Source organism: Acinetobacter lwoffii (assembly GCF_024129595.1).
GTDB classification, from domain to species: Bacteria; Pseudomonadota; Gammaproteobacteria; order Pseudomonadales; family Moraxellaceae; genus Acinetobacter; species Acinetobacter lwoffii_O.
In genome coordinates this window covers 102,375-126,146 of record NZ_JAMXXS010000005.1, presented here as the reverse complement: position 1 = coordinate 126,146, position 23,772 = coordinate 102,375, and the positions used below count along the sequence as shown (strand labels likewise).

The window sequence follows — 23,772 nt, the reverse complement described above, 5'->3', positions numbered from 1 at the left end:
AATAATCGCCCCAGAAAGACACTGGGATGGTATACGCCCAGTGATGTTATGGCTGGTTTTTATACTGTTGCACTTGCCGCTTGAATCCGCCTTTCTAAAAAAATAACTATTCAGGAATTTCTAATGAAGAAAAAAGATAAATAAAAAAGCGCAAAACTTATGCGAAAAAGTGATTTATATAAAAATGAAGATTTAATATTTAAATTAATCAAACTTATGAAATTTATAGTTATTTTTTTAAATCTGATCTGTTGATATGTTTAGCTAAAAACCAGTAATAGAATTTGAAAATTTAAATCGAGATTGTCAGATATCTTTATCTGAAATTAAGCTAAAGCACTGAAAGAAAAAGCCACTTTAAAGTGACTTTTTGCAAACAATTGAATTACGTTGATAATTATAAAAAGCCTGACGGGCATCTGGCAAATCATCGACTGAAGCCGGTTCAAAGCCCTGTTCCAGAAACCAGTGCGCGGTGCGGGTGGTTAGAATAAACAGCTGCTGAATCTGCATGCTTTTGGCTTTTTCTTCAAGATAATGCAGAATCTGGCTGCCCCGATTAGACTTGCGATAACTTGGATGTACCGCAACACAGGCAATTTCTGCAGAACGCAATTCATCACCCGTAGTCGGAATCGGATAAAGGGCGGCACAGGCCAGAATCATGCCGTCCCGTTCGATTACGGCAAACTGGTTGATTTCATTTTCCAGACGTTCACGCGAACGATAGACCAGAATGCCTTCTTCTTCCAGTGGACGCAGCAAACCGATCAGACCCCCTACATCCTGAATATCGGCCATCCGCACTTCTTCATAATGTGCATCGGTGACCAGAGTTCCGGAACCATCCCGGGTGAACAGCTCTTCCAGCAGGGCACCATCATAGGCATAAGAAATCAGATGCACCCGATGTACGCCGTTCATTGAGGCTTCCTGTGCGGCTTTTAATTGTAGTCCTCTTTCCAGTGCATCTTGCTCGACTGGAATAAAATCATCCAGCTGTTGCGGTGTCACTTCACGTTTGAGCTGGCCGTTACTGTCCATCAGGCCATGCTGCTTACCGAGAAAAATCAGTTTATCTGCCTTGAGGCGAATCGCAGTTTTGGTAGCCACCTCTTCAGCCAGCAGATTAAAGACTTCTCCGGTGGTGGAATAACCGGTCGGGCCAAGCACCACAATATTATGACTGTCCAGATGGCGCTGAATCGCATCGGTATCAACTGCGCGCACTTCACCGGTCAGCTGAAAATCGATACCATCGCGGATGCCATACGGCTTGGCGGTGACAAAATTCCCTGAAACGGTATCAATCCGGGCGCCATACATCGGCGAATTGGCCAGTCCCATAGACAGCAGTGCTTCAATTTGTAGGCGGATCGAACCGACGGCATTCATCACGCAGCTTAAAGATTCACGTGTGGTGACCCGACGCTGCTGGTAAAAAGGCGTCGTAATCTGGCTTTGAGCCAGATTCTGGTTAATTTGCGGACGTGCACCATGTACCAGAATCAGCCGAATGCCCAAAGAATGTAATAAAGCAATATCGTGAATAATATGCTGAAAGTTATCATTTAAGACGGCTTCGCCATCAAACATGATTACAAAGGTTTTATTGCGGTGCGCATTGATATAAGGCGCAGAATGGCGAAACCAGTGCACATATTGCAAAGTTGTGCTTTGTGACGTTTCTGCTGAAGTCATGCTGTGCCCATTTCAATGATTGAAGATCCAGCTTTGATTCTAATGAAAAAAAATGCAAGTGGAAGTGCAGATATAAAAAAACACCTGAAGGGGACTTCAGGTGTCTGCAAGACGAGCAGTAATGGAGAAAGCTTAGTTAATGATTCGTACAATTTTGTTGGTACGCTCATTGACCAGAACGTAGTCATTGTTGACCTTGTACCATTGCTGGAAACGACCGGTATTTGGCAAACGGCGTGCTTCGCGATCACTTACTTCAAAACGGTTGTTGTCATATTGGCGAGGTAGAGTTTGGCCTACGCGCCAGTCACGGCTTGGGTTGACCATACGGTTGTTATGACGGCGGTCATCATTCCAGCGACGGTCGTCATTCCATTTCTTGCTATCTTTGGCATTCCAGTGTGGTGCCGATTTATGTGAATTATGGTCATAACGCGAGTCATGCTGTGGTGCTGCCATTGCAGAAGTAGCTAACAAAGCACTTAGAGATAACGCGATTGTAGTTAAGACTTTTTTCATGGCTCTCACCTTAAAATGTATATCTAATTTCGATGAGACTAAATTAGCGAACAAGTACATAGAAAGCGTGAGGGCTATTTAGTTAAATTGTTAAATTCATGAAGAAATTTAGTAGATGAATCACGTAGTCTCAAAACTGGAAAAGCAGCGAGATTTGCGAATAAAAAATTTTCAGCCAGTGAAATAAAAAAGCCCAAACATCGTTGGGCCTTAAAGAAGATTAAATTTGAATGCACTTATGAACTAGTCACCCACGATCCGGATAATACTGTTGTTTTCAGAATCCACCAGAATATAGTCATTATTGACTTTGTACCATTGCTGCTTGCGGTCAGGTCGAGGCAGGCGATGGTCTTTATATTCAACTTTATAGCCATTGCCACGATAATGCTGCGGCATCACATAACCCGGCTGCCAGCGTAACTGTTGCAGGCGTTTCACCCCGCGTTCTTCACGCATACGGCGGTTATCCTGTTGCTCTTCCTCTCGGAACTCACGGGCTTTCTTCTTGTCATGACCATGACGTGAATCCATACGGGATTCATCATTGAAATGAGGGGCAGCGATGACGACATTGCTCAGCATGAATGTACTGCAAGAAATTGCCAGTGCCACCAAAACCTTTTTCATGTTGAACCCTCATTAAATTGTTCATCTTCTACAGCGCCTAATGTACGGAAAAATTGCAGAGAAACTGTGAAGAACAGGCACAATTTTTATAACAAATGCAGAGATATTATGATGATGTCATATTTTTACATGACTATATGCGACGGCATCACTTCTATAAAGTAGCCTACCGAGCCATGTCCTTATCTCATCAAAGCAAGGGCCAACATGCAAGCGAAAATCGATGATTTAGCTCAAAAAAACAGCATTGAGTCAGCGAGAAAAAAGTTCATGATTTAATGAAACGACAAAGAATTTTGCCGGTTTAGTTTGAGATTAATTCCATTGCTCTGCCAAACCTTGTAAGGACTGAATCGCGTCAGCCACGGATTCAGCTTGTAGGGCATCATCGAGTGCCACAATCAATGCTTCAGATAACTGCAACTGTTCAATCCGGTGAATTGTTTCAATTTTACGTTTTTGGTCAGCCATGCTGCGCTCCTGATTTGATCTATCTGTGATTCAAGAAAGCATAGTCCAATCAGTTTAATTTGGAAAACCGTATAATTTTATATATTTAATATGTAAATCCGATTTATTGTTATTTTTGCAGGATTTTAAGAAAAAAAGGGCACTTTATCGAAAAGTGCCCAAGATTATTCAATGACCCGACTTTTAATAAGCGTAGTTCAGGTCAGTATAATCGTTGAGTGATTTCTGCACATGCGCCTGAATAAAGGCACGTACATCCTCGGCCGTCATGGCTTTGCCCTGATTGCTGATGACATGTTCGATTTCTGGCTGACCTTCAATTTTAATGCGATAAACAAAATGCTTGGCCAGACGATAACTGTCGTCTAATTTTTCAATGCCAGTCACATAATAATAGGCATGTTCAAAATTCAGATCCTGATGTGAAAATACAAATTGCTCGAACAATTTGAGTTTCTGAGCATTTTCGAGTGCTTTGATGTCATCCACGATACTGGCTTCAAACTTGGTGCCGTATTTCTCTGAAATAGGCTGTTGATCAATCAGCAGCGACACCATGCCATCGTTTAAATGGGTCACCGTAATATTGTTTAATTCAGTCATGATGCACTCGAGTGAAATATAGTGGGGCTTAGTATGCTGTTATTTTAATGAAACTCAATGCGAGCGGGGTGAACTTACTTAAGATTTATGCGCTGAATATGACTAAAAATGAAATAAAAAGGGAGCGATTGCTCCCTGAATGACAGACAGAATAATTTAATCCTGTGCATCAATACTCTGGCCATTCATATGCAGGCTGTCATTACCCATCAAATATAGATAAGCCGGCATGATTGAATCGGGGGTAGGCAGGGTTTTCGGATCTTCATTCGGATAGGCCTTGGCGCGCATGGCAGTCCGCGTTGCCCCGGGATTGATGCAGTTATAACGGATATTCGGATGTACCTGCTCTTTGGCAAATAACTGGCTTACCGCTTCAATAGCAATTTTAGAAACCGAATACGCACCCCAGCGTTCGCGGGCTTCGCGGCCTACACCTGAGCTGGCAAAAACCACAGAAGCATGTTCGGATTTGGATAATAACGGTAACAGCGCTTGGGTCATGACAAAGGGTGCACGCAGATTGACCGCCATCACATCATCCCAGACATTGACCGGATAATCCGCCAAGGGAACCCGTTCGCCTAAAATGCCGGCATTGTGCAGAATGCCGTCCAGACGACCAAACTGACGGTCTAGCGTATCGAGCAAAAGCTCATAATCACGTTCTGACGCACTCGATAGTTGTAGCGGCAAGATGGCAGGTTGCGGCGCACCCAAACTTTCAATTTCATCATAAATGACTTCGAGTTTGTTTAAGGTACGCCCATGCAGCACCACAGTTGCGCCATGCAAGGCATAACTGATTGCTGCTGCACGTCCAATGCCATCGCCCGCACCTGTGATTAGGATGATACGATCCTTGAGCAGATCGGGGCGAGGTTGATATGCTGAATATTTCATTATCTACCTCCTCACTTCTTATTATTTAGTGTTAAGCGTTCAAGATACCGCAGTATGCTGCTTCAGTACTAGTGTCTGAATCAATTGATGTAATTCTGTCACAGTATGCACGATATGGTCGGCCTGCCAGGCGTTTAAATCGTCTTTGTATTGCAACGGCAAATAACCATAAGCAGCCAGAATGGTCAGCATCTGGGCATGACGGCCGGCATCAATATCTCGGGGATGATCTCCGACATAGATACAGTCTTCCGCGGCAAGATTCAGTTGCTTGGCTGCCAGATACATCGGTTCAGGATCGGGTTTGGTCCGAGTGACATCTTCCGGACATACCAGCACTGCGCAGCGTTCACTCAGGTTCAGCGCTTGCAGTAAAGCCTCGCTGAGCCAGCGCGGTTTATTGGTCACAATCCCCCAAGGAATGTCATTTTCCTCTAGCTGTTCAAGTAATGGATACATGCCATCAAACAGATCGGTATCGACCGCAATATCTGCGCCGTACATGTCCAGAAAGCGCTGACGGTGTTGCAGAAAGACCGGATCTTCTAGTTGCAGTTCCGGATAAACCAGTTTCACCATAGCGCGAGCGCCTTCGGAGACCTGGGTACGAATCAGCTCGGGTGCAACCAGTGGGCGGCCTTCTTCACGGCACATCTGCTGGATAATTCGGATAAAATCGGCAGCGGTATCAATCAGGGTTCCATCGAGGTCAAATAAAACGGCTTTCATGCTGTGGTCTCTGCTGCGCTATCTTTCACGGTATAAACCATGTAGTTCACATCAACATTCGGTGCCAGCCAATAACGCTTGGTCAGCGGATTATAGTGCAGACCGGTCATGTCTTTGAGCTTTAAACCAGCGTTACGAATATCATGTGCCAGTTCAGACGGCTTGATAAATTTGCTGTAATCATGGGTGCCTTTGGCCAGCATGCGCAAGACATATTCTGCCCCGATAATCGCAAATAAATAGGACTTTGGATTACGGTTAATGGTCGAGAAGAATACATGACCACCTGGCTTGACCAGCTTGTGACAGGCCTGAATAATCGATGCCGGATCTGGCACATGCTCTAGCATTTCCATGCAGGTCACGATGTCATATTGGCCAGCCTGTTCCTCTGCCAGTTGCTCGACCGGCACCTGACGATATTCAATATTGTTCACACCTTCCTGTTCGGCATGGATGCGTGCCACATTTAAAGGGGCTGCGCCCATATCAATCCCGAGTACATCGGCACCGCGTCGCGCCATGCTTTCGGCCAGAATACCGCCACCACAGCCGACATCCAGCACTTTTTTGCCGCTCAGGCCTCCGGCATGTTCATCAATCCAGTTTAAACGCAGTGGATTAATCATGTGCAAGGGGCGGAACTCGGAATGCTGATCCCACCATATAGCTGCAAATGCTTCAAACTTGGCAATTTCTTGTGGATCAACATTCAATTGCGACATCGGTGTCACCTCAATCAGTCATGATTAGCTAAAAATATATATGTGCCGAATGGCCAGAGAAACTGATTTAAAACCTTGAAAATCAGTTCGATGGTTTAGTGTAGCGATTCTGGCAGAAAAAGCGATAAAAGCAGCAAAAAAGTTCACAGAATGAAAACGAAACCGGCATAATTGATTTATAGTGAACACATAAACTAAGCATAATGATTTAGAGGACGATAATCCGAATGAAAAAATTCCTTTTAGGCGCTGTTGCCGCATCTGTTTTGGCCTTTTCAGGCAATGCTATGGCCAATTTTGTGGCAGGTCAGGACTATCAGGTGGTTGCAAAACCAGTCAAAGTCGAAAAACCGGGCAGAATTGAGGTACGTGAATTCTTCTGGTACGGCTGTGGTCATTGTTTCGCGCTTGAACCACATATGCAGGGCTGGTTGAAAAAATTACCAAAAGATGTACGTTTTGTACGTACGCCGGCTGCAATGAATCCACTCTGGGAGCAGGCAGCGCGTGCTTATTATGTGTCTGAAGCATTGGGTGTGCGTCAAAAAGCACATTTACAATTATTCCATGATATTCATGATAAGCAACGTCCAATTTTAGAACAGGCGCAATTGGCCAAGTTCTATACCCGCTATGGTATTCCTGAAGCGAAATTTAACAGCACTTATAAATCTTTCCCGATCACTTCGAAAATTGCCCAAGCCAAAAATCTGGCTGCTCAGTATCAGTTAAGTGGTGTTCCGGCAGTGACCGTGAATGGTAAATATATTGTGCAGGGTAATGATGCCAAAGTCATTCAGGTGGTGAATTACCTGATCGAGAAAGAGCGTAAAGCCAAATAAGTCTGAACTGACGATCAGTAAAAAAAACCTGCATCATGATGCAGGTTTTTTTATTTAGGCAGGGGGAATGACCGCTTCATTGAGCACAGGGCTTGCGGTTTCAACTGTTTTGGCAGGTCGCCGGTACCAGTGCAAAATGCCACGTAGCAAGAGCTGCATCTGTAGCACGCTTTGGGTTTTAAAGGCATTGGATTGAGCGCGGCGCAGCTCTGGATCAACCTGATGCTGCAGATGAATCCAGCCCATGGCCCAGTTCAGAGACAGCTCAATCAGCATCTGTGCCAGAGCCTGCAAGTCCTGTGGTGCCTGAATATGTCGGGTAGATTGCATCTTGGCCAGTTCATGCATGACATCTTCAGCCAGAAAATGAATTTCCCGTTCAATTCCGGCACGTAATACGTCCGAACCGCCCCAACGTTCTGCCACAAAAAAAATCCAGGGTTCAGGATGGTATTCGACTGCCTGAAAAAAGAGTTCAAGTCCCGTGTGAGTTCGGGTATTCGGCTGATACAAATAAGCCTGTCCCAGCTGATTGAGGACACCCTTGATATGAATCGCAACCTGATCCAGCAATTCCCGGCCCAGCTGGTTCATATCCTGAAAGTGCCGATAGAACGCCGTCGGTACCAGTTCGACCGCATTCGCAACTTCACGCAGACTGATCGTACTGAAAGCACGACCCTGACTGCTGAATGCCAGTGTCGCATCAAGTAATGCCTGATGACTTTGCTGCTTGCGATCTTCACGTAAGGACATAAATGGGTTTCCTGTCACTGGCTTCCCTCATAGGGAGTTTTAGTCTAGCAAAAATTAAATTAAATCGTAGTGCCACAGATCGGCAGAATTTTGACATCTCGTAGCGAGCTGATGCATTGACTTTGTAAATGAATCATCCGGCTGCCTAATCTTGGCCAAGGCTTCTGCTATACTGAGCCGCAATTATTTTGAACCTATACAGGACTTATTATGCGTATCGACCAGCGAGCATTAGATCAATTACGTGAAGTGAAAATTACCCGTAACTATACACGTTATGCGGAAGGCTCTGTATTGGTTGAATTTGGTCATACCAAAGTACTGTGCACTGCCAGTGTGGATAGTTCTGTACCGCGTTTCCTCAAAGGTCAGGGCCAGGGCTGGGTAACGGCTGAATATGGCATGTTGCCACGTTCAACTCATACCCGTAGTGACCGTGAAGCGGCACGTGGCAAACAGAGTGGCCGTACTCAGGAAATTCAGCGTCTGATTGGTCGTAGCCTGCGCTCAATGGTCGATCTGAAAAAACTCGGTGAAAATACCATTACTATCGACTGTGATGTAATTCAGGCCGATGGCGGTACCCGTACTGCAGCGATTACCGGTGCTGCGGTGGCCTTGGTCGATGCCATGAACGTCTTGCTGGAAAGAAAAAAAATCAAACATGATCCATTAAAAGGTTTGGTGGCTGCGGTTTCTGTTGGTATTTTCAAAGATGAAGTTTTATTGGATCTTTGCTATGAAGAAGATTCAAACTGTCAAACCGATTTGAATGTGGTGATGACTCAGGCCGGTGAATTTATTGAAATTCAAGGTACTGCAGAAGACAAACCATTTACCCGCGCACAATCGAATGCCATGCTGGAAATGGCCGAGAAAGGCATCCAGGAACTGGTGAAAAAACAGCAAGAAGCTTTAGGCTGGTAATCCATCCCATGCTGAGAAACGCATCTCCGGATGCGTTTTTTTATGCCTGAAATTTCACTCTGCAACTGTATCCAAAAAATGCATTACAAAACTTCCTGACAAAAATCCGACATGAATCGGCTATATCTGAACCGGTTTTAAACCGATATTGGATCAGGCGAGATCACAATGAGGTAATGCGACATGAAACAGTGGCTTTGTGCAATTTCATTGCTGGGCGTGTTTGGATTAACTGCCTGTGACTGGGGCAATAATCGTGAAGATGACGAGCGTTCAGTATTAAATCAGGATCGTGATGAGGATAACGGAAGATATAACGACCGTGATGGTGACGATGATGACCGCGATCGCCGAGGTAATCGGGACGACGATGATGATTAAAATCTAAAATAGAAAATTGAGCAAAATATACGCAAAAAAATTTTCTAAAAATAAAAAAGGGTGCTTCGCACCCTCTACGGTCATCTATCCCATTTAGGCTTAAGCATTGAAACGCATCGACAGATCAATAGCTTTGACATCTTTGGTCAATACACCCATGGAAATATAATCTACGCCCGTACTCGCTACTTCACGTAAATTATCAATCGTGATATTACCTGAGGCTTCCAGTTTGCAGCGACCGGCCACATATTGCACCGCGTCGATCATCTGCTGTTGACTGAAATTATCCAGCATCACGATATCAGCTTGGGCTTCGAGTGCTTGATTCAGCTCATCCCAGGTTTCCACTTCAACTTCGACAGGCTTACCGGGTGCAATCTGATGGGCCTTGGCAATTGCCTGGGCAATACCACCCGCTGCCATAATATGATTTTCTTTAATCAAGAAGGCATCAAACAGGCCCAAACGGTGATTCTGACCACCACCAATAGCCACGGCATATTTTTGTGCAATACGCAGACCCGGAAGCGTTTTACGGGTATCGAGCAGTTTGGTGTTTAAACCTTGCAGTTCTTTGACATAGTGGGCGGTTTTAGTCGCAACCGCAGACAACGTCTGGACAAAGTTTAGCGCAGGGCGCTCCACGGTGAGTAGGCTACGTGCAGATCCGGCCAGTTTTAAAAAGGTTTGATTGGCCTGAACCTGATCACCATCATTTTTCAGCCAGATCACTTCAACACTCGGGTCGTAGGCCTGAATTAGGGCATTTACCCAAGGCTGACCGGCCAAAACCATGTCTTCACGGCTAATGATGGTGGCAGTGGCCTGTTCATCTTCAGGAGTTAGCAGAGCAGTAATATCACCGTCACCGATATCTTCTGAAAGTGCTTGTTGAATATTGATCTGAATCGACTGGTCTAGCAAAGCTTGAGATATGCGCATGAGTATTTCCGTATCTTTTTTAAGCCGTGAAAATTGCGCCTTATCTTAGCACCGTTACATAAAAGATGAGCGATTTTTCATCCAGTTTGCCGGGATGAATTGAGATTTGTCCTTGAAAGTTTTAGCATGAAGCCGGCTGCAATGCTGATCTTGCAGATTTTATTTTTGGGGAGAACGGTTTTATGCAACAGGCAGCTGAGTTTCAGGTCAAGGACGGGCAACTAATCGGTGCACGTCAAATCCCGTCTCCCAATTTTAATCAGCGACCAGAACAGACCGAGATTCAATTGCTGGTGATTCACAATATCAGCCTGCCACCTTCACAGTTTGGCGGCGGTTATATTGAACAGTTTTTTCAGAATCAGCTGGATTGGTCAGTACATCCCTATTTTCAAACCATTGAAGGGATGCAGGTGTCGACCCATTTGCTGATTTTACGGTCTGGCGAAGTGCTACAATTTGTCAATTTTAATGATCGTGCCTGGCATGCCGGCCGCTCGACGTACTTGGGCAAAAAAGAATGTAATGATTATTCGATCGGGATCGAGCTGGAAGGCAGTGATGACTTGCCTTTTGAAACTGAACAATATCAGGCCTTGGTAAAAGTCACGGCCTGTCTGCAACAACATTATTCTAAGATTCAGCATCATATTGCCGGACATTCAGATATTGCACCGGGTCGCAAGACCGATCCAGGACCGTATTTTAACTGGGCTGATTTTCGTGCACAGTTACAGCATTATAAAAACACCTCAAGCTCGCTTGAGCGATGAAATTAAGCAATGAACTTCTGACAAAAGTTTCATTACAATAGCCACAAATTTATACATTAGGTGAATAGGATGGCGCTTTGGCGTTCGACCGTCATTGTCAGTGCGATGACCATGTTGTCACGCGTACTGGGATTGGTTCGAGATATTGTTTTACTGAATGTCTTTGGTGCTGGTAAGGACTTCGATACTTTCGTCGTCGCATTTCGTATCCCCAATTTTTTCAGGCGTTTATTTGCCGAAGGCGCATTTTCACAGGCGTTTATTCCGGTACTGACCGAATATAAGACCAGTCGCACGCATACTGAAGTCCAGATCCTGATCAGCCGGGTATTTGGCTGTCTGGCCACGGTCATGACCACGTTGACCATGGTCGCGATCATTGCTGCGCCATTGATCATGTATATCTATGCGCCCGGTTTTCATAGCGATCCTGAAAAATTCGCTCTGGCGACCGACATGTTCCGCCTGACCATTCCTTATTTGTTGTTCATGTCACTGACGGCTTTTGCCAGCAGTATTCTGAACAGTTATGGCTCTTTCAGTACCCCGGCATTTGCACCAGTCTTGCTGAATGCGGCGATGATTGCCGGAGCGCTCTGGCTTACGCCGTATATGGCCGAGCCGATTATGGCGCTGGGCTGGGCTGTGATCATTGCCGGTATTTTACAGCTGGCGATCCAGATTCCTGAATTGTGGCGTAAAAATCTGCTGATTCCACCGAAAATTGACTTCAAGCATGAAGGCGTTGATCGCATCATGAAGTTGATGCTGCCGGCATTATTTGGTGTATCTGTCACGCAAATTAACCTGTTGCTGAATACCATCTGGGCTTCATTCATGCAGGATGGTTCGGTATCTTGGTTATATAGTGCCGAGCGTATGACCGAATTGCCGCTGGGTCTGATCGGTGTTGCGATTGGAACCGTGATTCTGCCATCCTTATCGGCACGGCATACTGAACAGAACCCAGAAAAATTCCGTGGCATGATGGACTGGGCAGCTAAAGTGATTGTGATGGCAGGCCTACCCGCCAGTATTGCGCTGTTTATGCTGTCGACTCCGATTATTCAGGCTCTGTTTGAACGTGGTCAGTTCACCTTTGAAGATACCCAGATGACGGCTTTGGCACTGCAATGTATGAGCGGTGGTGTGATTGCCTTTATGTTGATTAAAGTCTTTGCACCCGGATTTTATGCAAAGCAGGATACCAGAACCCCGGTGCGTGTCGGTCTGATGGCTGTGGCAGCCAATGCGATTCTGAACGTGATCTTTATCGGCTTGTTCAAGCTGATTGACTGGGAAGCGGAGCATATGGCCCTTGCGCTGGCCTCGACAGGTTCAGCGATGGTCAATGCTGGTCTGCTTTATTATTATCTGCATAAGCGTGATATTTTCCGTTTTGGGGCGCACTGGAAAAAAATCTTCCTGCAATTCATGTTTGCCAATGTGGTGATGATTGCAGCTCTGGCCTATGCCCTGAGTTGGTATAACGCAGATGTATCACAATGGATGCGTGTTTTAGAAGTATTGATCTTATGTGTCGTGGGTGTGGTGGCATATGTTGCAGCCTTGCTGGTGGCAGGTTTTAGACCACGTCATTTAAAACCTTAAGTTCATATTGAAAGAAGTATTTTTGATCAAAACAGAGCATTAAAATACCCATAAAAAAAACAAGAGCCAGAAGGCTCTTGTTTTTTTGAAAGCTAACACTTGCTTTGAAAAGGTCTAGCGTAAATCTAGACCTTGCCGCGCGAAAGAAAACCAACGATCGCAAGAATCACCGCAATTACCAACAAGATAATTGCAAAATCCTTAGACAAGCCTGCGACGCCACCGAAACCAAGTAGACTTGCAATTAATGCAATAACAGCAAAAATAATAGCCCAGCGAAACATATATATTCTCCATGTGTTTTTATTTTCAAATTTAGTATAGAAATAAACGATTCTAGCGACTGTTAGTGTTTTGTTGATGAACTGTCTATGATTTAACAATAGTTTACGTGATAGTAATAAGAATTTAAGGCGGTAGGTCTGCAGGATTCTGGCTGCTATAATAAGCTGATTTTTGAATGTGCCGGCCTGATCATGAGCGATACTTTACGTCCCGAATTCTGGAAAAACTATTCACTTGCTGAACTGACGCAAGTCGAGTGGGAGGCCTTGTGTGATGGTTGTGGATTATGTTGTCTGATTAAACTGGAAGATGAAGATACTCAGGAAGTTGCCTATACCAAAGTGGCCTGCAAACTGCTGGATTGTAGCACTGCACGTTGCTCCAATTATCCGGATCGTCTGCAATATGTGCCGGACTGTATTCAGCTCACCCCAGAGAAACTGGAAACGATTCACTGGCTGCCTTCAAGTTGTGCCTATCGCCGTGTAGAGCAGGGAAAAAGCCTGCCATCCTGGCATTATCTGATTAGCGGTTCACGGGAAAGTGTGATTCAGGCACGCAAGTCGGCAGCAGGGCGCTGCCTGAGTGAAAGCGACATTCATGAAGATGACATCGAAGACTATATCGTACGCTGGGTGCGTTAAATCTGGCTTTGTGATTCGTTTATTGATCTGCTGGATGGAGTAGGGCCTGGGCCGAAGCACCGGCCATCGGGCGATAGAAATAGAATCCTTGTCCTATCTGACAGTCACAATGGATCAGGGTATCCAGCTGTTCTGTATTCTCGATTCCTTCGACCAGAACATCCAGTGCAATACTGGAGCCAATCTGGGTAATGGCCTTGACAATGGCCAGAGCAGAAGGATCACTGTTCATGCGTTCTACAAAGTTGCGGTCAATCTTGATGCAATCGACCGGATAATCCTGTAAACGGGTCAGCGAAGAATGTCCGGTGCCAAAATCATCCAGCGAAATCTGGATTCCGGCCTGTTTCAGCAGGTTCAGGGCACGGACCACATAATTGGCACCATGCTCGGACAGGCTCTGTTCGGTAATTTCCAGTTCAACTTTGTGGGCCGGAATATCAAAGTTGGACAGGCGTGCCAACAGTTTTTCGGCATAGTCATCGCGCAGGAATTCAACCGGTGCAGCATTGATTGAAATCGGTAACAGATCCAGACCTTGTGCCTGCCAGCGGCTCATGTCGGCGAAAACTTTCAGCTGCATGGTCTCACTGATGCGTGAGGCCAGCTCATAGTCCTGAAAGGCACCAAAAATTTCGGAAGGTAACTGAATGTTCTGATTCTGATCTTGCCAGCGTAATAGCGCTTCAAAACCGATCACTGCACCATCAGAAAGACGGACCTTGGGCTGGTAATAGGGAATGATCTGATCGGCGAGAATAATCTTGCGTGCCAGAGTCAGCTGCTTGGTCATATTTTCCAGTGATCCACACATTTCCTGATTAAACATGCGGATGCCACCACGACCACTATTTTTCAGGTCATTTAAGGCGATATCGGCACATTTCAGCAGATTCGAGATATTTAAGGCATCACGTGGATAGATGGCACAGCCAATACTCATGGCACTGCTGATGCTATTGCCGACATAATTGATGGGCTGATCCAGCTGGGCATAGGCCATTTGTGCCGTTGCCAGCAGCTGTTCTTCACTTTCCAAATTTTTGACCAGTACGGCAAATTCATCACCACCCAAACGGGCGATGATGGTATTCGGACCGAAACAGGTCTGGAAGCGTTTGCCCAAGACATGTAACAGATGATCACCGGCAATATGGCCCAAGGTATCATTGATATGCCGGAAATAATCCAGATCAATCAGCAGTAAACCCGCCATGGTCTGCTGTTGTTTGGCCTTTAACAGTACCTGTTTAAAGGTTTTATAGAAGGTACTGCGATTATACAGGCCAGTCAATTCATCGCGTTTAATCACTTCTTTTAAACGGGTTTCTGCAATTTTTTGCTGACTGATATTGCGTGATACACAGAGGATATTTTGGGTAATATTCTGCTGATCCAGAATTGGCGTCAGCAGATGATCCCAATATTGGATCGGTTGATCTTCGATCTGGACTTTGCTGGAAAAACGGCTGTTTAAGCCTTGGGCCGCCTGTTTTAAAGCACGCTGCCCGGATTTTCGGGCTTCAGGGCTTAAACGATTTAGCCAGCACAATGAATGGTCTTGATCTTGTTCTGTGGTCTCATTTTCTTGTGCCAGACAGCCAGACTGGTTGCTATGCCGAATCTCACCTTCAGGACTGATAATGTTAATGCAGTCTGCGCTGGCATCCAGCATATTTTCCTGAGTTGAAACGATTTGAGAAAGTTGTTGCTGGATTTCAAAATAATCATGCACATCAGTCAGGGAAACGGCCCATTGCAGCAAATGTTCAGGTTCATGATGAAATTTTACCGCTAGGGTACACATGCGATAATGGGTATCACTGCGTTTAATCCGGCACTGGGTTTCAAAATTCTGATGCTGATCCAGCGCAGCATGCCACTGCGCTAAAAACAGCTGCAAGTCTTCTGCATGAATAAAGCTCTGCCATTGCGGATGACCCTGTTCATTCAGGTTCACGCCAAGATAATCAGTTAAGGCATCGTTAAAATATTGCAGATGTTTTTTATTGCTGACCCACAAGGGTTGTGGTAAGGCATCGATCAGATTTTTTAACAAAACCGATTCAGACAAGTGAACGTGGGGTGCAATCAGTGATGATGAGGTCAGTGGCTTAGACCGACTCAGAGCTTCCTGTTCAAATTTATCATGCTTCATGCATTCACCACTACAACCCAAAAGTGCCCAAGGGGCGAGATAAGTTTCTTTTAATTAGAATAAACAATATGAAAATTACACTGTAATTAATTCACAATTAATCATGTTCAAATTATTCGGTTTTATAGAGATTAATTCATTCAGAATTAAAAAAATAGAGGATATCTACATAAATTAATTTTTTATGCGTGCTGTTTGCATTCTTGGAATCAAAACTGCGGATGTTAGAATGAGATCATAATTTAGTTTGAGCCAATAATAACATGTCAGATAGTCATATCCCGCTTCCAGAACGCTTACGGCCACGCGACCTTACACAGATTATCGGGCAGGAACATTTGCTGGGAGAACATGCGCCCTTACGCCAGATGATTGATCAGGGGCATCTGCCTTCGATCATTTTCTGGGGACCTCCCGGAGTCGGAAAAACCACCATTGCCTTACTGCTGGCTCAAGCGGTAGACCGACCTTTTATCAGCCTGTCTGCACTGAATACCGGGGTGAAAGAACTGCGTGAAATCATTGCCGAAGGTGGCGATTTGCTGACGCCAGTGGTATTTATTGACGAAATTCATCGCTTTAATAAATCCCAGCAGGACGCGTTATTAAATGCGGTCGAGAAAGGGAAAATTACCTTAATTGGCGCCACCACTGAAAATCCGTCTTTTGAAGTGAATAGTGCCTTATTGTCACGTTGTCAGGTGTATAGCCTGAATGCATTGAGCGCTGAATCGATTCAGACTTTGTTGACGCAAGCCTTACAAAATGACTCTTTCTTGCAGGAAAGACATATCCTGATTGAAGAGTTTGATGCCCTGATCCAGTTCGCAGCAGGAGATGCCCGCAAGGCACTGAATTTACTGGATCTGATTGCCAGTACCTTTGAAGCGGATATGGAAAATATCATTACCAATGCGGTGGTGGTGAAAGTGGCACAGCAAAATATTGCCCGCTATGACAAGTCTGGTGAGCAGCACTATGATTTAGTTTCGGCCTTTATTAAATCAATTCGCGGCAGTGACCCAGATGCGGCCCTGTACTGGATGGCACGCATGCTCAAAGGCGGTGAAGATCCGGTATTCATTGCACGGCGCATGTTGATTGCCGCATCCGAAGATATCGGCAACTCCAATCCAAATGCTTTGCTATTGGCTGGTGAATGTTTCCGTTCTGTGCAAGCCGTAGGCATGCCGGAATGCAGGATTATTTTGGGACAATGTGCGGTTTATCTAGCGACCAGTGCCAAAAGTAATAGTACCTATCTGGCGATTAACAAGGCGATGGAACTTGCAGACAAAACCTCAAATCTGCCTGTACCTTTACATTTAAGAAATGCACCGACCAAGCTGATGAAAGAACAGGGCTATGGCGTGGATTATCTGTATCCGCATAACTATCCGGAGCATTTTGTACTGCAAGAATATATGCCACCAGAACTGAAAAATACCAAACTGTATGAATCAGCACGTAATAAACGTGAAGTTGAAGGAGAGCGATTACAGCAACGCCGTTGGCAACAGCAACAACAGCAGCAATAAAGCTGGATATCCTAACTAATTGAACAGATTAAAAAAAAGCCCAATTCAAGGCGAATTGGGCTGAAAGTAGGATGTTTTTTGAGGGAGATAACATCCTAGAGGGTAGAGGAGAAATCTGGTCGGCAAATATGGAGTGAATGCATCAACTCACTGATTTGCTTGGTATGAGATGATATTAATGCATGTAGTTTTTGATGTAAAAACGATCATTTTAATAATAAAAATTTATTTTTCCGATTAAAAGCCGGAAATAAAAAAACCGAGCTAAAAAGCTCGGTTCTTTCGAATCTGCGCATTTACAGATTAGATGTTGTCTAGATTGATACCTAAACGGCCAGCTACTTCTTCATAGGCTTCAACCACGCCGCCTAAACCTTGACGGAAACGGTCTTTATCTAGTTTTTTCTTGGTGTCTTTGTCCCATAGACGGCAACCGTCTGGAGAGAATTCATCACCCAGTACGATACGGTCGTGGAACACGCCGAATTCAAGTTTGAAATCGACCAGAATCATGTTACCTGCATCAAACAATGCTTTAAGCACGTCGTTCACTTGGTAAGTCAATTCTTTCATTTTCGCCAATTGTTCAGCAGTTGCCCAACCTAAAGCAATGGCTTGTGACTCATTGACCATTGGATCGCCAAGCGCATCATCTTTAAAGAACAATTCAAATGTTGGAGGAGTCAGTTCCTTGCCTTCTTCCACACCCAGGCGGCGGCATAAAGAACCTGCTGCATAGTTACGAATCACACATTCAACCGGGATCATATCCAGTTTTTTCACCAGCACTTCATTTGGAGTCAATAGCTTTTCAAAGTGGGTCTCAATTCCCGCTTCTGCCAGTTTTTCCATAATGAAGGCGTTAAAACGGTTGTTCACCTTGCCTTTACGATCTAGTTGCTCAATTTTTTCGCCATTGAATGCTGAGGCATCATCGCGAAAGACTAAAATCAGATGGTCTGAACTGTCTGTGGTGTAGACAGATTTCGCTTTACCAGTATAGAGCAAGGTTTGTTTTAACATGAGGGAACCTTTTACAAAAAAAATGCCTAGAAATGTCTAGGCTGGCCAATTTTGGTAAATCTGGTTGAGCAGTTCTGCAGCTTTTTCACGGTCGGCAAAACTGTTATCGGCATTGAACACAGCGAGGTTATTACTTGAACCGACAGAAGATAATCTTAATACATAGATTTGCTGATCAACCTTAATCGTGACTTCATAACGATTTTTGCTCTGCGCAACGATGCTATGATTCAGACTGCTGAGGGTGGCAAGTGTATATTGCCAAATTGTAGCAGAATTTCCCTCAATTTTAAGCAGCGGATTAAGATTTCCGTCAGTGACCAACTGTGGTCGACCCACCGTATTGATTTCGGTTAGATCAGCTGTATTTGAGTTTTCAGTCTGGGCTTGTGGGCGTGGCAAGGCAAAACGGTTGCCACGCTGGTTTTCAAGCTTCGGTGCATGTTCAATTGCAAGCGGATCAACTGTTGGAGCGGGATACAATGGCGTTGCAGGACGAACCATGGCGCCTTCAGGATATTGTAAAGCTTCCAGGGTAGTAGTCTCTTTATAGTCTAAAGTGCCGTTATTAAAGGCCATTGAACTACAACCTGCCAAACTGAATACTGAAAGTGTAAGGCTAAGTCCTAAACGTAATTGCATAATCTTGTGCTCTTTTATTTGATAACGCCCGCTTCGACCAGTGCTTCATGAAGCGGAGCGCGATATTGTTCTGCAAGTGGTGTTAATGGAAGGCGAATACCCGTACCAATTAAGCCCATGTCATGGAGTGCCCATTTCACAGGAATTGGGTTCGATTCGCAAAATAAAATATTGTGTAAATTTGCAACCTGAGCATTTAGCTGTTCAGCTGTGGCTGCATCACCAGCAATGGCAGCGGCACACACTTCGCTCATGGCTTTCGGAGCCACGTTTGCCGTGACCGAGATATTGCCTTTGGCGCCATGACCCATCAGCTGATATGCCGTTGCATCATCACCTGAGTAGACCACCATGTCTTTGTCTTTCAGACCTTGCAAGAGTTCAGCACCACGCGGTACATCACCCGTCGCATCTTTAATCCCGACGATTTGTGGAATATCGGCCAGACGAATCACGGTTTCATTCAGCATGTCGACACCGGTACGGCCAGGGACATTATACAGAATCTGCGGAAGATCGACCGCTTCAGCCATAGCTTTATAATGCTGGTACAAGCCTTCCTGGGTCGGTTTGTTATAATAAGGCGTCACCAGAAGAGCAGCATCGGCGCCGAGCTCTTTGGCTTCACGGGTAAGTTGGATGGCTTCACGGGTCGAGTTTGCGCCTGTGCCGGCAATAATAGGAATACGTTTGTTGGCCACACGAATGATTTCTTTGATCACCTGGGTGTGTTCACTCATGCTCAGGGTCGAGGCTTCGCCTGTCGTTCCAACGGCAACAATACTGTTGGTGCCCTCTGCAATATGCCATTCAACCAGCTTCTCGAGACCCTTCCAATCTACGCTGCCATCTTCAAACATAGGGGTGACGATTGCGACTATGGAACCTTGAATGGTCTGTGCTTGCTGAGTCATTTTAAAAAACTATCCTATTTGTCCATCCGAAAGGAATGAGAAAACATAAATTGGGATGGATTTGTATTTTGATTTATAGCAAATTCAATAGATTTGCATTGAATTGAATATTGCTTATGCAAATTATGACTGATCAAACGCATAAGAACAATATGCTTTAGTAAAAGCTACTGAATTCTTTATACAAAGCCTTTTGGAAACAATCAAGTAATAAATAAGATGATTTATAAAGCAAAATCCTGAGACCAAAGTTATGTCTCCAGTCTAAACAAAAGAGGATATTGCTCCAAATGAACCCAATAATGATAAGGCTTGTGCAAAAAGATCAGCTGAAAACTGCCATTTTTATGCCTTTTGATTTTGGATTAATAGTTATATTGGATAAATTGAGATCTCGTACATCTTGATCGCACTCTCGTACCAATACAAATAAAGCCAAAAACGACTAAGACTAATCTCTTTTAAATATCAATAAATTGAAAGGTTTTTTTCTTATCGGTTAATTTTTTAACTTGATGTATAAGCCTTAAAGTTTAAGTCTTGAACTTTAGGGTGTTCTGATTAAGTGTTTTTGCGACTTTATCAGTCAGCATCTGCAATTCATTTGCTTCAGCTCCTTTGGGAATATCCAAGCAAAACGTTCAACTTATTGATAGTTATTTCTGCAATCAGGCTCATAGATGATGGCTGTCTTTTGTAACGCTGATTGAACAAGGATAATCCAATGGAAAAATCAGACAATAAGCATGCTATCGTCACGGTCGCGATCTGTTTTCTGATTGCGGTGATTGAAGGCTTAGATATTCAGGCAGCCGGAATTGCTGCTGCAGGTATTCGTGAGCATTTTGGTCTCGATAGTTCCCAGTTGGGTGTGTTTTTTAGTGCAGGGATTCTGGGTTTATTACCGGGTGCACTGGTTGGTGGGCGATTTGCGGACCGCATTGGCCGTAAGAAAGTCTTGATCTGGTCGACAGCAGTATTTGCTGTATTTACCTTATGTACCGTCTGGGTCAATAGCTTTAACAGCTTGCTGGCAGTGCGTTTCCTGGCTGGAGCAGGTCTGGGCGGCGCGATGCCAATTCTGATCACACTTGCTTCTGAAGCAGTCTCTCCACAAAATCGTGGCCGTGCAGTGGGCTTGATGTACTGCGGTATGCCAGTCGGTGCAGCGATTTTATCTTTGGTTGCTGCGACTGAATTTGGTGCCAACTGGAAAAATGTTTTCTATCTTGGTGGCCTGTTACCGATTTTTGCCATTCCGCTGATGATGCTATTTTTGCCTGAATCGAAGGAATACCTGAAAGCACAGAACAAAACGGCTGCAGAACTTGCTGTTGCACCGCAGGGTTCATTCAAGGACTTGTTTAATTCGGACAACCTGTTACGTACGCTATGTATCTGGGTAAGCTACTTCTTTACCTTGATGGTGGTTTACATCATGTTGAGCTGGTTGCCATCATTGTTTATGGAACTCGGCTTCACACGTAAAGATGGCTCAACCGCACAATTCTACTTCATGGTTACAGCGACCCTGGGTACGATTATTCTGGGTATGCTGACCGACCGCTGGAAGAAAGCCTATGTGATCCTGTTGATGTACGGGGGCATTCTGGCAGGTCTACTGGCGCTGAATGGTGCAAGCTCGCTGAACCAGATGTATATGGCCGCCGCATTGGCCGGTGCCTTCGTGATTGGTTGTCAGGGCGTACTGTATGCCTTCGGTAGTATCGTTTATCCGACTGAAGTGCGTGGTACTGGTGTTGGTGTCGCGTCTGCAGTTGGCCGTATCGGTGCCATGCTGGGTCCAGTCATTGCTGGTCAGTTACTGACGGCAGGTTTCGGTGCTGCGGGGGTCATTACTGCTGCGATCCCATGCATCATCATCTCTACATTATGTATGCTGTTCCTAGTGAATCGCACCAAAGTGTAATGTTCCAAGATTTAAAAAAAGCCTGCTTTTGCAGGCTTTTTTATTTTCAGAATTTAAGAATTAAATACACTGTTTTATTATTAGAAAGACTCATCACTTTATCTTAAAACTTATTTTTTTGTAGAGATCTAGCTTGATACAAGCGCGGAACCCATCCTTTTTTGTCAAAAATAATGAATCTATTAATCTGCTCATATGCGCATGCTGAGAATACACAGTCATACCATTTTTAGCAGCAGGGCTAAAAATCCTCGAGTATTTTGCGCTATGCTTGGGCATAAATCGAAATTTCAATGGATGAAAACAGATGCAGAATAATGTCGCTTTACTGGTCGTAGACGTACAAAGAGGATTTACTCCCGGAGGCAATCTGGCTGTAGCCAATGCTGACCAGATTATTCCAAATATTAATCTATTGGGACAGCATTTCCAGCATATTATCCTGACTCAAGATTGGCATCCTGATAACCATATCTCTTTTGTAGACAACCATCCCGGTAAAGCAGCCTATGACAGCATTCAGCTGGATTATGGCACTCAGGTCTTATGGCCAAAGCATTGTGTGCAGGGAACATTGGATGCCGAATTGCATCCAGATTTAAATTTGCCACAAGCACAACTCATCATTCGTAAGGGTTTTCATTCCCAGATCGATAGTTATTCGGCCTTTATGGAAGCTGACCGGAAAACCATGACGGGTCTTGCTGGCTATCTGCGTGAACGTGGGATTGATACGGTATTCGTGGTCGGGATTGCTACGGACTTTTGTGTGGCCTGGACTGCAATCGATGCCTGCAAACTGGGCTTTAAAACCTATGTGATTGCCGATGCCACCAAGGGCATTGACCTGAATGGTTCCTTGCAACATGCCTGGCAGAATATGCTGTCGCATGGCGTAAAACGTATCTATGTCAAAGATATTGTTCAAGCTGCTTAAAAAGCTGGATAGGGATAGAATTTAAATATCCTTTTGATCTTATTTATATTTGAATATAAAAATTCAGGCATCAACGGATGCCTGTTTTATCTTACTTTTTCTCCCTTAATGTCACCTGGATGAAACCCATGTCAGCCTTGCTCCAGTTTAGCCAATTTGTCCAAAAAACCTTTGCTTTATGGGTCGTACTTTTTTCAGGCATTGCCTTGATGATCCCCGAAGTTTTTGTCTGGTTACGGGCTTATATTCCGTGGATGTTGGGCATCATTATGTTCGGCATGGGCATGACCATGACCGTCGGCGATTTTAAAAGTGTCCTGCAAAGTCCGAAAGCGGTAGCGATTGGCGTGGTGGCCCAGTTTGTGGTGATGCCAGGCTTGGCCTATCTGCTGTGCAAACTGTTTCAGCTACCGCCAGAGATTGCGATCGGGGTAATCTTGGTGGGTTGCTGTCCGGGTGGAACCGCATCCAATGTGATTACCTATATGGCCAAGGGCAATACCGCCTTGTCTGTTGCCTGTACTTCAGTTTCTACGTTACTGGCTCCCATTCTAACTCCGGCCATTTTCTATCTGCTGGCCAGTCAGTGGATTGAGATCAATGCCTGGTCGATGCTGGTGTCGATCTTACAGGTGGTGTTATTCCCGATTATTCTGGGCTTAATCGTACGGGCGATCCTCAAGCAAAAAGTCACGGCCTATATTCAGGTGATGCCGTTGATTTCTGTGATTGCGATTGTGGCAATTGTCGCGGCGATTATTGCCGGCAGCAAAACCCAGATTCTGGAGTCCGGTTTAATGATTTTAGGGATCGTGGCCTTACACAATGGTATGGGCTATTTACTGGGTTATTGGGCCAGTCGCATATTTCACTTGGCAGAAATAGACTGTCGTGCGGTATCCATTGAAGTGGGGATGCAAAATTCTGGTCTGGGTGTGGCCTTGGCGGCGACCCATTTTGCCGCATCACCACTTACTGCTTTACCAAGCGCCATTTTCAGTCTATGGCATAATATTTCAGGGCCAGCTTTAGCCACTTATTGGGCGGCCAGACAAACTAAAAAAACAGACACCTAATTGCAGTTTGATGACAGCACACAACGAACCAGAGTATGATTTTTTTATAGTGTGAAAAAGTTAGAATATTAATTTATATGGATTTATCGAGCTTTGTAACATAAGTGTC

General features: G+C 44.8%; 25 protein-coding genes. 10 read left to right on the top strand and 15 right to left on the bottom strand.

The features are described from left to right. Positions 1-357 precede the first annotated feature (357 nt). From argA to ubiG, 8 genes are all read right to left on the bottom strand, one after another. Positions 358-1,701 carry an amino-acid N-acetyltransferase gene (gene argA / locus NI466_RS04740; RefSeq protein WP_004729045.1) on the bottom strand — a complete coding sequence of 448 codons (1,344 nt, stop codon included), beginning with the start codon at positions 1,699-1,701 and terminating at the stop codon, positions 358-360. A 132-nt stretch (positions 1,702-1,833) separates the two neighbouring features. Further along, on the bottom strand, positions 1,834-2,220 hold the full coding sequence (locus tag NI466_RS04735; protein ID WP_253172923.1) for an RcnB family protein: 387 nt from the start codon (positions 2,218-2,220) through the stop codon (positions 1,834-1,836). Positions 2,221-2,463: 243 nt separating this feature from the next. Beyond that, on the bottom strand, positions 2,464-2,850 hold the full coding sequence (locus NI466_RS04730; protein ID WP_005105288.1) for an RcnB family protein: 387 nt from the start codon (positions 2,848-2,850) through the stop codon (positions 2,464-2,466). A 315-nt stretch (positions 2,851-3,165) separates the two neighbouring features. Next, a complete protein-coding gene (locus tag NI466_RS04725) occupies positions 3,166-3,321 on the bottom strand; it encodes a hypothetical protein (protein ID WP_004281231.1) in 156 nt (51 codons plus the stop codon). A 183-nt stretch (positions 3,322-3,504) separates the two neighbouring features. Further along, entirely contained in the window at positions 3,505-3,924 is a 420-nt protein-coding gene (locus NI466_RS04720) for a hypothetical protein (protein ID WP_253172922.1), read from the bottom strand. A gap of 156 nt (positions 3,925-4,080) precedes the next feature. Beyond that, positions 4,081-4,827 (bottom strand): YciK family oxidoreductase, encoded by a 747-nt coding sequence (locus NI466_RS04715; protein WP_005094903.1) that lies wholly within the window; start codon positions 4,825-4,827, stop codon positions 4,081-4,083. 39 nt (positions 4,828-4,866) lie between these two features. Beyond that, the gene (locus NI466_RS04710; RefSeq protein WP_004281234.1) at positions 4,867-5,556 is read right to left on the bottom strand and encodes an HAD family hydrolase; all 690 of its coding nucleotides are present in this window, start codon (positions 5,554-5,556) and stop codon (positions 4,867-4,869) included. Then, positions 5,553-6,281: a bifunctional 2-polyprenyl-6-hydroxyphenol methylase/3-demethylubiquinol 3-O-methyltransferase UbiG gene (gene ubiG, locus NI466_RS04705; protein ID WP_004729050.1), complete on the bottom strand. Its 729-nt coding sequence runs from the start codon at positions 6,279-6,281 to the stop codon at positions 5,553-5,555. The genes NI466_RS04710 and ubiG overlap by 4 nt, the downstream gene beginning before the upstream one ends. 227 nt (positions 6,282-6,508) lie before the next feature. On the opposite strand from ubiG, the gene NI466_RS04700 reads away from it, so the two are divergent. After that, the gene (locus NI466_RS04700; protein WP_004281236.1) at positions 6,509-7,123 is read left to right on the top strand and encodes a thiol:disulfide interchange protein DsbA/DsbL; all 615 of its coding nucleotides are present in this window, start codon (positions 6,509-6,511) and stop codon (positions 7,121-7,123) included. Positions 7,124-7,177: 54 nt separating this feature from the next. On the opposite strand, the gene NI466_RS04695 is transcribed toward NI466_RS04700, so the two are convergent. Beyond that, positions 7,178-7,879, bottom strand: a complete 702-nt coding sequence (locus NI466_RS04695) for a TetR family transcriptional regulator (RefSeq protein ID WP_253172920.1) — start codon at positions 7,877-7,879, stop codon at positions 7,178-7,180. A gap of 210 nt (positions 7,880-8,089) precedes the next feature. On the opposite strand from NI466_RS04695, the gene rph reads away from it, so the two are divergent. Together rph and NI466_RS04685 are read left to right on the top strand one after the other, a co-directional pair. Next, the gene (gene rph / locus NI466_RS04690; RefSeq protein WP_004281238.1) at positions 8,090-8,806 is read left to right on the top strand and encodes a ribonuclease PH; all 717 of its coding nucleotides are present in this window, start codon (positions 8,090-8,092) and stop codon (positions 8,804-8,806) included. 183 nt (positions 8,807-8,989) lie between these two features. Continuing rightward, a complete protein-coding gene (locus tag NI466_RS04685; RefSeq protein WP_004281239.1) occupies positions 8,990-9,187 on the top strand; it encodes a hypothetical protein in 198 nt (65 codons plus the stop codon). Positions 9,188-9,286: 99 nt separating this feature from the next. Here the strand turns inward: NI466_RS04685 and nadC are convergent, their stop codons facing one another. Then, positions 9,287-10,132 carry a carboxylating nicotinate-nucleotide diphosphorylase gene (gene nadC / locus NI466_RS04680; protein WP_253172918.1) on the bottom strand — a complete coding sequence of 282 codons (846 nt, stop codon included), beginning with the start codon at positions 10,130-10,132 and terminating at the stop codon, positions 9,287-9,289. A gap of 182 nt (positions 10,133-10,314) precedes the next feature. Here nadC and ampD point away from each other — a divergent pair, with 182 nt between their 5' ends. Together ampD and murJ are read left to right on the top strand one after the other, a co-directional pair. Continuing rightward, positions 10,315-10,905 carry a 1,6-anhydro-N-acetylmuramyl-L-alanine amidase AmpD gene (gene ampD, locus NI466_RS04675; protein ID WP_253172916.1) on the top strand — a complete coding sequence of 197 codons (591 nt, stop codon included), beginning with the start codon at positions 10,315-10,317 and terminating at the stop codon, positions 10,903-10,905. A 60-nt stretch (positions 10,906-10,965) separates the two neighbouring features. Beyond that, positions 10,966-12,516 carry a murein biosynthesis integral membrane protein MurJ gene (gene murJ, locus NI466_RS04670; RefSeq protein WP_253172914.1) on the top strand — a complete coding sequence of 517 codons (1,551 nt, stop codon included), beginning with the start codon at positions 10,966-10,968 and terminating at the stop codon, positions 12,514-12,516. Between the two features lie 125 nt (positions 12,517-12,641). On the opposite strand, the gene NI466_RS04665 is transcribed toward murJ, so the two are convergent. Beyond that, the gene (locus NI466_RS04665) at positions 12,642-12,800 is read right to left on the bottom strand and encodes a DUF1328 domain-containing protein (protein ID WP_004647174.1); all 159 of its coding nucleotides are present in this window, start codon (positions 12,798-12,800) and stop codon (positions 12,642-12,644) included. Positions 12,801-12,992: 192 nt separating this feature from the next. Here NI466_RS04665 and NI466_RS04660 point away from each other — a divergent pair, with 192 nt between their 5' ends. Then, positions 12,993-13,445, top strand: coding sequence for a YcgN family cysteine cluster protein (locus NI466_RS04660; RefSeq protein ID WP_247144270.1), 453 nt, complete (start codon positions 12,993-12,995; stop codon positions 13,443-13,445). 19 nt (positions 13,446-13,464) lie between these two features. Here NI466_RS04660 and NI466_RS04655 read toward each other — a convergent pair whose 3' ends face one another. Beyond that, positions 13,465-15,603 (bottom strand): putative bifunctional diguanylate cyclase/phosphodiesterase, encoded by a 2,139-nt coding sequence (locus NI466_RS04655; RefSeq protein ID WP_253172912.1) that lies wholly within the window; start codon positions 15,601-15,603, stop codon positions 13,465-13,467. 263 nt (positions 15,604-15,866) lie between these two features. Between NI466_RS04655 and NI466_RS04650 the strand changes: the two genes are divergently transcribed. Beyond that, positions 15,867-17,141: a replication-associated recombination protein A gene (locus NI466_RS04650; RefSeq protein WP_253172910.1), complete on the top strand. Its 1,275-nt coding sequence runs from the start codon at positions 15,867-15,869 to the stop codon at positions 17,139-17,141. A 303-nt stretch (positions 17,142-17,444) separates the two neighbouring features. Here NI466_RS04650 and purC read toward each other — a convergent pair whose 3' ends face one another. The 3 genes from purC to dapA are packed head-to-tail and all read right to left on the bottom strand — an operon-like array spanning position 17,445 to position 19,720. Continuing rightward, the gene (purC, locus tag NI466_RS04645) at positions 17,445-18,164 is read right to left on the bottom strand and encodes a phosphoribosylaminoimidazolesuccinocarboxamide synthase (protein ID WP_004281247.1); all 720 of its coding nucleotides are present in this window, start codon (positions 18,162-18,164) and stop codon (positions 17,445-17,447) included. Between the two features lie 36 nt (positions 18,165-18,200). Beyond that, a complete protein-coding gene (locus NI466_RS04640) occupies positions 18,201-18,806 on the bottom strand; it encodes a lipoprotein-34 precursor (NlpB) (protein ID WP_253172908.1) in 606 nt (201 codons plus the stop codon). A gap of 14 nt (positions 18,807-18,820) precedes the next feature. Next, positions 18,821-19,720, bottom strand: coding sequence for a 4-hydroxy-tetrahydrodipicolinate synthase (gene dapA / locus NI466_RS04635; RefSeq protein ID WP_253172906.1), 900 nt, complete (start codon positions 19,718-19,720; stop codon positions 18,821-18,823). 724 nt (positions 19,721-20,444) lie between these two features. On the opposite strand from dapA, the gene mhpT reads away from it, so the two are divergent. The 3 genes from mhpT (at position 20,445) to NI466_RS04620 (ending at position 23,663) form a co-directional block, all read left to right on the top strand. Continuing rightward, positions 20,445-21,650: a 3-(3-hydroxy-phenyl)propionate transporter MhpT gene (gene mhpT, locus NI466_RS04630; protein ID WP_253172904.1), complete on the top strand. Its 1,206-nt coding sequence runs from the start codon at positions 20,445-20,447 to the stop codon at positions 21,648-21,650. 307 nt (positions 21,651-21,957) lie between these two features. Beyond that, positions 21,958-22,587, top strand: a complete 630-nt coding sequence (gene pncA, locus NI466_RS04625) for a bifunctional nicotinamidase/pyrazinamidase (RefSeq protein WP_253172902.1) — start codon at positions 21,958-21,960, stop codon at positions 22,585-22,587. 128 nt (positions 22,588-22,715) lie between these two features. After that, positions 22,716-23,663 carry a bile acid:sodium symporter family protein gene (locus NI466_RS04620; protein ID WP_253172900.1) on the top strand — a complete coding sequence of 316 codons (948 nt, stop codon included), beginning with the start codon at positions 22,716-22,718 and terminating at the stop codon, positions 23,661-23,663. Positions 23,664-23,772: the final 109 nt, after the last annotated feature.